The 9,408-nt window shown below is 41.0% G+C and carries 10 protein-coding genes and 1 pseudogene; 6 read left to right on the top strand and 5 right to left on the bottom strand.

Annotated elements, in window-relative coordinates:
- Positions 1–52: 52 nt before the first annotated feature.
- Positions 53–175: pseudogene (locus ACM0OR_RS26950) on the top strand (putative Ig domain-containing protein); the annotation flags it as partial.
- Here the strand turns inward: ACM0OR_RS26950 and ACM0OR_RS26955 are convergent.
- Positions 166–291 (bottom strand): hypothetical protein, encoded by a 126-nt coding sequence (locus ACM0OR_RS26955; RefSeq protein ID WP_414579480.1) that lies wholly within the window; start codon positions 289–291, stop codon positions 166–168. The pseudogene ACM0OR_RS26950 and the gene ACM0OR_RS26955 sit on opposite strands and share 10 nt — an antisense overlap.
- Positions 292–298: 7 nt before the next feature.
- Here ACM0OR_RS26955 and ACM0OR_RS26960 point away from each other — a divergent pair, with 7 nt between their 5' ends.
- The 3 genes from ACM0OR_RS26960 to ACM0OR_RS26970 are packed head-to-tail and all read left to right on the top strand — an operon-like array spanning position 299 to position 1,819.
- Positions 299–1,051, top strand: a complete 753-nt coding sequence (locus tag ACM0OR_RS26960) for a calcium-binding protein (RefSeq protein WP_414579481.1) — start codon at positions 299–301, stop codon at positions 1,049–1,051.
- Positions 1,052–1,104: 53 nt separating this feature from the next.
- Positions 1,105–1,656: a hypothetical protein gene (locus ACM0OR_RS26965; RefSeq protein WP_414579482.1), complete on the top strand. Its 552-nt coding sequence runs from the start codon at positions 1,105–1,107 to the stop codon at positions 1,654–1,656.
- 34 nt (positions 1,657–1,690) lie between these two features.
- Positions 1,691–1,819, top strand: a complete 129-nt coding sequence (locus tag ACM0OR_RS26970; protein WP_414579486.1) for a PEP-CTERM sorting domain-containing protein — start codon at positions 1,691–1,693, stop codon at positions 1,817–1,819.
- Here ACM0OR_RS26970 and ACM0OR_RS26975 read toward each other — a convergent pair.
- Complete coding sequence (locus tag ACM0OR_RS26975; RefSeq protein WP_414579488.1) at positions 1,765–2,022, bottom strand: hypothetical protein; 258 nt, start codon at positions 2,020–2,022, stop codon at positions 1,765–1,767. The two genes, ACM0OR_RS26970 and ACM0OR_RS26975, sit on opposite strands and share 55 nt — an antisense overlap.
- Here ACM0OR_RS26975 and ACM0OR_RS26980 point away from each other — a divergent pair.
- Entirely contained in the window at positions 2,000–2,152 is a 153-nt protein-coding gene (locus ACM0OR_RS26980) for an ATP-binding protein (protein WP_414579487.1), read from the top strand. The two genes, ACM0OR_RS26975 and ACM0OR_RS26980, sit on opposite strands and share 23 nt — an antisense overlap.
- 56 nt (positions 2,153–2,208) lie before the next feature.
- Here ACM0OR_RS26980 and ACM0OR_RS26985 read toward each other — a convergent pair whose 3' ends face one another.
- Entirely contained in the window at positions 2,209–2,346 is a 138-nt protein-coding gene (locus ACM0OR_RS26985; RefSeq protein ID WP_190703464.1) for a hypothetical protein, read from the bottom strand.
- A gap of 367 nt (positions 2,347–2,713) precedes the next feature.
- Between ACM0OR_RS26985 and ACM0OR_RS26990 the strand changes: the two genes are divergently transcribed.
- The gene (locus tag ACM0OR_RS26990) at positions 2,714–5,938 is read left to right on the top strand and encodes a glycoside hydrolase family 15 protein (protein ID WP_414579483.1); all 3,225 of its coding nucleotides are present in this window, start codon (positions 2,714–2,716) and stop codon (positions 5,936–5,938) included.
- Between the two features lie 51 nt (positions 5,939–5,989).
- On the opposite strand, the gene ACM0OR_RS26995 is transcribed toward ACM0OR_RS26990, so the two are convergent.
- Complete coding sequence (locus ACM0OR_RS26995; protein WP_414579484.1) at positions 5,990–8,191, bottom strand: CHASE2 domain-containing protein; 2,202 nt, start codon at positions 8,189–8,191, stop codon at positions 5,990–5,992.
- Positions 8,192–8,193: 2 nt separating this feature from the next.
- Positions 8,194–9,021, bottom strand: a complete 828-nt coding sequence (locus ACM0OR_RS27000; RefSeq protein ID WP_414579485.1) for a DUF928 domain-containing protein — start codon at positions 9,019–9,021, stop codon at positions 8,194–8,196.
- Positions 9,022–9,408: the final 387 nt, after the last annotated feature.

Genomic DNA, 9,408 nt, shown 5'->3' on the forward strand with positions numbered 1-9,408 from the left:
CTAGCATCCCTAGGTTCTATAGATGATGTTTTTTGTCAATGCGTAAGTCCTAATTCTTACCTATAAGGCCACATTAGTAGATGGTACGCCCCTCCCACCCTGGCTAAACTTTGATGCTGAAACCCGAATATTTAGTGGTACACCGATAGACATAGCATCTGGCAACTACAATATCACCATCACCGCCACTGATAAAGCCGCAGCCAGTGTTAGCGACACCTTCACACTCAATGTTCTCAACCTTGTCAACGGCACACCCAACAGTGAAACCTTAAACGGTACAGATGGCAATGACTACTTGAATGCAGGTGCAGGTAACGATACAGTCAACAGTGGTACAGGTGATGATATTCTCGATGGTGGTACAGGAAGCGATCGCCTAATCGGTGGTGAAGGTAACGACACCTACATCGTTGATAGCAGCCGTGATGTAGTTGTAGAATTAGTAGGACAAGGCATAGATACAGTTAAATCCTCAGCCAGCCATACTCTTATCCGCAACGTCGAACATTTAATTTTAACTGGCACAGCCAACATTAACGGTACTGGCAACGAATTAAATAACACCATCACAGGTAATAGTGGTAACAACATCCTCAAAGGTTTAGCAGGCAATGATACCCTGATTGGTGGTGACGGCAATGATATCTTAGTGGGTGGAGCAGGTAATGATAGCCTAACTGGAGGAGAAAGTGCAGATATATTCCTATTTGGTAGTGGTGCAGCCTTCACAAATATAGCCTTCGGTATTGATACAATCACCGACTTCAGCAAAGGCACAGATAAAATTGCCTTAAGTAAAGCTTCCTTCACCGCATTAACCAGTGCAGTAAATAGCAACTTACTAGCAAATGAATTTGCCACGATTGATATGATTTTGGATAATGAAATTGCTACGGCTGGAGTTAGCAGTGCCAAAATTATCTACAACTTATCAACAGGCAATTTGCTATATAACCAAGATGGCACAACGGCTGGATTAGGTAATGGTGGAATATTTGCTAACCTCACAAATAATTTGGACACAAATGATTTCTTAGTGCAATCTTGATAATTTCTCGTTTTCCAAAACTGTAAAATTACCAAAAAAGGAACAGGAAAGATATGCTGAAATGGTCAAGATTAGCATTGGCGGTCGCCACTGTTTTTTTGATTATTAATCAAAAAAACGTGCAGGGGATAGTAATTAATGGCAGTTTTGAAGATGGTTTTAATGGGTGGACAACCACAGGACAAACAACAGTTGAAGATAACGATTTTCTTGTAGCACCTGCGGCTGGAACTTACCAAGCTGTTCTGGAAACACTCCAGGATGAAACGGGAATTAGTGGTAGTGATTTAGAAACTTTCTTAGGACTATCTTCAGAAAGCTTAAACTTAGGAGTATTTGAAGGTTCTGCTATCAAGCAAGTCATTACTGTCAATGCTGGAGATAAATTGACTTTTTCTTGGAATTTTTTGACAGATGAAGAAGAACCAAATGCAGATTTTAATGATTTTGCTTTTTTTAGTCTCAGTAATGTCAATAGATTGGCTGACACCTATGATACTACCACCTTCTCGTTTTCTCGTTTAGCTAAAGAAACTGGGTATCAACCTTATACTTATAACTTCACTACAGCCGGCACTTACTACTTTAGGATTTGGTGTAGTTGATGTGGGGGATACCACAGTTAATTCAGCCTTGCTTGTGGATAATGTCAAACTTACTCCCGTTCCTGAACCGACAACGATGTTTGGGATTTTGATGGGTATGGGATTTGGTTATGCTGCTAAACTTAGATTTTCTCCACAGCAAAAAAAAGCTAAGTTGAAATAATTGAACTTGCTCACAGTGACTTCTGAAACTGCATTGTTGGCGGCGTGACAGAACTTCTCTTCACCGCACACCATAACTACCCAAGGTTGGGTGACAAATTCGCTGTTGTCGTAGGTGATGTAGGCTATGAGTGTTTTGCCTGCGTAGACTTCGTGGTGGTAGTGGTTAATTTCTACAGTGATGAAGCTTTCGGGGCAGGGCAAAGGAACTGGTCTAGGATTAGCTATCAGCCATCAAATTATCGTCGATAAACATCATGGACAAATCAACTGCTCGTCAACTCTTGGTAAGGGAACGAAGTTTATTATGAATCTGCCAAGTAGCTATTCTTAACATTCAAAATACCCTACGGTTAGGCTGACATCTCCGCAGTCAAGCAAGCTATAAAATTAAACAACCGACCGCTTGAGTGAACCATCAGCATATAGTTCTAAAGGGACTAACTCAACTTTGCCGTTGACTTTGACTTGTGAATACACTACTTTCACTAGTAAGGCATGATTCTGGTTATAACGTAAAGACATCATCAATCTCCTATCTTTAATAATTTATTGCCATAACGTGGCCTTACCTACAATCTAATTAATCAGCTGATAGTGCTTGTTTAACCTTGGGAATGATTTAGGTTACTGATTCTTTAAATCTAACAACAGTAATATAAAACTTAGGTATCAATAGTTCTAGGTATTGATAAAGATTTCACAAAGTTTTTCGATTTGGTGATCACTCCTTAACAATTTTGCACCCAAATGCTCGCTAACACGAGATAATAGTAAACTCCCACCGCCCTCAGCTGTAGTACCATTGCCTATTACAAAACTTGTTTTGGCTTGGCTCACATAATTGACTTCACAGCTACAGGGTGACATTCCGCAAGCTGCTATTAATGAGATTATGACAACAGCCACTACATTACAAGCCCGTCTGGAATATTACTATCAGCAAATCAAAACTATTATTTTGACCCGTCAAAATCCGATTACTGGGTTATTGCCGGCGAGTACAGCCATAACTGCCCACGGCGATTATACTGATGCTTGGGTAAGAGATAATGTCTACAGTATTTTGGCAGTTTGGGGTTTAGCACTGGCTTACCGCAAGGTGGATGAAGATAAGGGACGCACCTATGAGTTAGAACATAGCGTGATTAAGTTGATGCGTGGGTTGTTGTTTGCGATGATGCGACAATCCCATAAAGTAGAGCAGTTTAAACATACGCAGTCACTCTTAGATGGCTTACACGCCAAATACAACACAACCACAGGGGATATTGTGGTTGGTGATGATGAATGGGGACATCTGCAATTAGATGCCACATCAATCTTTTTATTGATGCTGGCACAAATGACCGCTTCAGGATTGCAGATAACTTATACAATTGATGAAGTCAATTTTGTCCAAAACTTGGTTTATTACATTGGACGAGCTTATCGCACCCCTGATTATGGCATTTGGGAACGGGGGAATAAAATCAATCATGGGAATGCAGAGTTGAACGCCAGTTCTGTCGGGATGGCGAAAGCTGCTTTAGAATCAATCAACGGACTGGATTTATTTGGGGTGCGGGGAAGCCAAGCTTCAGTAATTCATGTGTTGCCAGATGAAATTGCTCGTGCGCGGATTACTTTAGAATCACTATTACCGAGGGAATCTGCTTCTAAAGAAATTGATGCGGCACTGTTGAGTATTATTAGTTATCCCGCCTTTGCAGTGGAAGATGTGCAGTTAAGAGAACGTACACTGAACGAGATTATTCATAAACTCCAAGGGAAATACGGCTGTAAACGCTTTTTGCGGGATGGACACCAAACGGTTTTAGAAGATAATCAACGCTTGCACTATGAACCTTGGGAACTGAAGCAGTTTGAGCATATTGAATGTGAATGGCCGTTATTTTTTACTTATTTAGCCTTGGATGGGTTATTTTGTGATGATAAAAAGCGAACTAAATTTTATCAAGAGAGTTTAGCAAGTTTACTAATTGAGCGGGATGGTTTGCATTTATTACCAGAAGTTTATTATGTCCCCGATGAAAATGTTGAATCCGAAAAGTTAGTTCCTCAAAGTCAACCCCGTTTACCTAATGAAAATGTCCCCTTAGTGTGGGCGCAGAGTTTATATTTTCTCGGTCAAATGCTGAGTGAAGGGTTATTAGCACTGGGAGATATTGACCCTTTAGGAAGACATTTGTGTGTAGGTAAAAAGCGGGAAGCCTTAGTACAAATTGCTCTGTTAGCAGAAGATGAAGATTTACAAGCGAAACTAGAAGTGCATGGAATTGAAACTCAAACACCCAAACAAGTAGAACCAATTCAAGTGAGAAAAGCGGGCGAACTTTCGCATATTTACACTCAAATTGGGCGCAATGATAAACTTGGTTTAACTGGGCGACCAGTACGGCGACTGCGGAGTTTGACTACATCGAGAATCTTCCGCATTCAAGGACAGACAGTGATATTTTTACCTTCGTTTTTAGATTCACAGCAGTTTTATTTAACTCTTGACTACCATTTTTTGCTAGATCAAATTAGAAGTGAACTGGCTTATATTCAAAAATATTGGAGTGATTTAGGTCGTCCGACTTTAAGTTTAATGTTGACGCACACCATCCTAGAAACTGGTTCACAAGCTTTACTAGAACTCATGCAGGAGTTGAAAGAAGGTGTATGTAATGGTGTGCAAGTCAAATTAGGGCGACTGAATCAACTCATGTTAACGGCGGGAATACAAAGAATTGATTTTCTGCAAGACGGGGAATTTACTCAGTCTGCCATGCAAAATGCTGCTCCACATTGCTATTATTTGGCTTATCATCCTGGAAAAAGTTGGCGATTGGGGCATACACAAGAATTCCAGATGGAATATGAGACTAACTTGAGCTTTTTGTTAACATCTCTGCGTTCATCAGAAAATCTTTATGAGCAAATTGAATTATTGCAAACTTTGACTCGGTTGCAAGGGCTGGAATTTGATACAGGTTTTGGGGGGCCGGATTATCCGGTGACTGTAGCCTATTTACTAGATGAAGTGTACACCAAAGCCGGAGATTCAGGACACTGGGCAGTAGTTCGGCGGGCGGCGGGGTTGCGCCAGATGGTGGATATTGGTTTGTCGGATGCGGTAACGATTATTTTGGTGCGGGGTAAGCAAATTGCTGTAGGTAGGGCTTATAGCGAAGCGTCATTGATTACCGTGCCGATGCCTCACAATGAGATTTTCGAGAAAATTAATAACTTCTGTCGTGAGGATATCCGCGATCGCGTCTTAACACAAGAAATCCTCATCTATCTTAGTATCCTCATCAAAACAGAGCCAGAATTATTCCAAGGACTACTTACCCTGAGAGTCGGCTATCTCATCTTATTAATCACCAGCGAACTAGCGCGGGAGTTACGGGTAACTCAAGATGAAGCCTATGAACAGTTAATGGAACTCGCACCCTTTGAAGTTAAAGACCGCTTACATCAAGTATTGAGTGGTTATACAGGGATGAGTAATTTGTTGCGTCAGCAGGAATCTCTGCACGTCAAACAAAAAGAAAGTGATATTAATTGGGCGGTATTACCTGTAATTGAGGAAGAAGTAGAAGCACAAGAAATTCCGGTGGGTGGTTGGCGACGCTTCCGCCAAGCCGAGGGTGCGTTAAACCGTGTCCCGAAAAACTTCTTTCAGCAGGTTTGGCTATTAATGCACCATTGTAAGGGTGTAGTCATTGGCGATAAACTAGAGCGTCGCAATCGCTTAGAAAGCAATGTCATGATATCGGAGATGACAGCAGGGGAAAAGAATTTTGCTTTATTAGTTGAGCATCTGTTAAATAAAATTGAAGCCCCAGAGTACCGCCGAGTTAACATTGAAGCATTAATGGAACTAGCTGCGATCGCCTCTAAAAATCCCAACCTGCAAATTGAAGAATACATGGTTTTGGACGTGTTAATCGGTCATGCAGTGCGTTTAGCTTGGTTAGATGGACATCCAGAACGAGGCGATCGCTATGATGAGGATAAAGCCTCAGCGTGGCGACATTTTTACAACACTTCCCCTAGAGATTGCGCTACTTATATTCTCAAGGCGTTTAGGTTCTTGACGGAGTTTGTCACGGAAGTCAATAGTCAATAGAAATTGGGCATCATTCAGTTATCAGTTATTGACTAGTAACTGATAACTGATTTAACTCCCCACTCCCTGAAAAATTGCGATCGCCTGCGGGGGAATATTGGTAAATCGAATCAGAAAATTATGCTCATCGGTTTGTTTAATAACTTTGGCATAAATGTCTATTTCTGGTGCATTGACTAACCTAAGTTTGAGATTATTCAGAGGTTCTAAAGAATGTGCAGTTTTGAGATGAGCTTTTTTTTCAGAAAGGCTAATCAATTCACCTTGAAATAATATTCCTGTTGCTTGTTTACCTTGCAAAACACTGTATTCTATAAGTATTGGCGATACTAAACTCACCATTACATCATTGTCTTCTGGTAATGACAAATTATATTCACCACCAATCCCACCAATATCATAAATCGTGATTAGTTCTTTGATGCCTTTGGGTTCGATTTGCAATTGTCCGGTAATTTTAAGGTCAGTTTTGGCATCTTTATAAGTATTCTCTGAAATTAAAATTTGTCCTCCTACAGTATAGGTTTCTATCCTTGCAGCTAAATTTACATGACTACCAATGACTGTGTATTGGGCGCGTTTTTGTGAACCGATATTACCGGCGACAACTCCACCAGTATTGATTCCTATACCCATTTCTAGTCTTGGCAGATTCATTTGCTGATTTTGTTGATTCACCTGCTGCATGGCTAATTGCATTGCAATAGCACAGGCGATCGCGCGTTGGGCATCATCTGGGCGACTTATTGGCGCACCAAACATGACAAAGATACCGTCACCAATAAACTCATTAATTGTGCCTTTATATTGGTTAATTACCTCTGTCATTGCACCCAGATAGAGATTGAGAATCTGTACGACTTGTTCAGGGGGTAATTGTTCTGAAATCGCCGAAAATCCGCGTAAATCAGAAAATAGTAATGTGACTTGGCGGCGTTCACCACCTATTTTTAACCCAGTGGGAGTTTCTAATAAATTGGCGACGACTTCATCAGTGAGGTAGCGTCCGAGAGTTTTTCGCATTTCGCCAGCACTTTGAGCGATGTATTGAGTAACTGCGATCGCTGAACCTCCTAAAGCCAAAAGTGCAGGAATAACGGGAAGCCACCAACCTAAAATAAACGCTATAAAACTACCACCAAGTAAAACCCCACCTGCAAAAAATACGTTGACAGCTAAGAGGGTTTTTTGACTAATGTAATGGCGTTGTTGCCAGCATAAAGTCGCGCCAATAATTGATGAACCTAAAATTAGTAATAATTCTATAGGTTCAGGTAAAGTCTTAATTAATGAACGACCATCTAAAGCCGCACTCAAAATTTGACTAATTAAGTTGGCGTGAATTGTCACCCCCGCCATACGTTGCGGTGCGGAGAAAACTTTACTACTATAAGGTGTGTAAAATAAATCTTTCAAACTCTCAGCAGTTGCCCCAATTAATACTACCTTATCCTGCATCAAATTTGGGGGAATCTGGTTTTTTTGGACTTGGGAAAGAGAGATGGTAGTAAATTGCTGCTGTATATGACCTCGGTAGTTTAATAATACTTGATAGCTGCCATCGTTAGCACGAATATAACCACCGTCATTAGCTTCAAAAATGGGAAAAATACCCCTACCTAACTGTAAATAATCGGGATTATTTGTAGATGGTTTTTCTGTAATACCTTCTGGTTTTAAATACAGCAACGCTAATTTTAAGGCAAAGCTTTCTAAAATGTCTTGATCATTTAAATTGGCGTACAACAAACCCCGACGGATTTTGCCATCTCCATCTAAAGGTAAGTCATTTGAACCAACTTGTTGACGTTGTTTGAGTGCCGGCGGTGGATTCACCGGCGCACTATCAACACTATCAGAAACTTTCTGTACGCCAATTAAATTAGGTGTATTTGCAAATACTTTGACTAGAGTTTCATGTCCAGGATTTACGGGTAAATCACGATAAATATCTAAACCAATTGCCCTTGGTTTTTGTTGTTTGATAGTCTCCAATACATTAGCTAACACCCCATCAGACATTGGCCACTGTACTTGTTGACGGACATCTGCTTCGCTAATTTCTACTATGACAATGCGGCTATCTGGTGGTTCTGGTGGACGCAGCAGGAAAAATTGGTCTAGTGTAGCCAATTCCAAGAGTTGCAACAGTCCTGTCCATCGTAAGAGAATGACCAGGAGTGTAATTGTTGGTACTGCAAATATCACACCGCGCCATTGCCAGATTGCGGGTTTGAACTTGTTCCAAAGCATGATCATTTCGAGGCGGAATTTTCAGCTTGGCAACAATCAAGCAATGGTTCGGAGGCGATCGCATTTAACCCCACTGATGTCAAAAATTGTCGCCAATTTAAGATATTACGTAAATTTTTTGGTTCACTATAGCGTAGCTGGGCGATCGCTGTTAACGCTTCATGCCAAATTCCCGCCTCTGCATAGATATAGGGCAATTTCCGTGCATCTGCTGTGGCTAATTTCTCGGATAATGACGACTCCGGTTGAATACGCTCCACCCAACCCTCAACCCTAGGGTTTGTACTGAAGTCTTGTGCATCACAAACTAAAGTTAGATACCAGTGATAAGTTTTGCCAATTGCGAGTGGCGGCGCACTTTCAGGAAGAGTATAGCTAACAATTCCTGGTGTATTAGGTAGGGTTAAGGTAGTTTCATACAATACATTTTGGTCTGCATCACTTAACAGCAGCAGCTTGGCTGTTTTCACAGAAGTTTGCGGGACATACCAGAAAAATTTCGGCCGTTCAGCAAATGTCAGCCCTAATTTATTAGATGGAATGAGAGGGGTAATCAGTTGTTTCCCACTGATGCAAACAGAACCACGGGTAGAACCACCAGCACTTACAGGTGGACTTCCCCGCTTTGGTGGTTTAAAAGCCTGACTAATCAGCCCATCTTGTTTTGTACCTTGAGACGGAAACTGCATCTTTTGTGTTGCTAGGGTAGCAATGGGAAAGCAGTTGAAATACAAAGGCAACGAACAGGCAACAATAGATAAATATAGGGAGGGTTTAATACATTCCATGATTGATGTAGAAGAAATACTGAGGTTAATAGAGATACTCACTCAACTACATCAAGTGTTCCCAAAATTAACTTCAGATTTCACCATACTCAGTGGTGAGTGCTGAGTGCTGAGTGCTGAGTAATGAGTTGCGAATAATAAGTAATGAGTAATGAGTTGTGAATGATAAGTCAATACCGTTCAGTTAAGGCTAAAAACTACAACTGGCATAGGTTGGGTTGAGGAACGTTGGCGCAGCCTTCCCGCAGGGTAACCCAAAAAACACAACGCTTTGTTGGGTTAAGCGATAGCGCAACCCAACAAAGCGTTTCGTCTTAAGTGAACCATATTGAGTGATAAGTTAGGAGTCAGGGGTTGAGAGTCATTAGGAATTGTACTCATTACTCATTACTCATTACTCATTACTCATTACTCATTACTCATTACTCA

The sequence above is a fragment of the Anabaena sp. CCY 9402-a genome (assembly GCF_963920945.1).
Taxonomy (GTDB): Bacteria; Cyanobacteriota; Cyanobacteriia; order Cyanobacteriales; family Nostocaceae; genus Trichormus; species Trichormus minutissimus.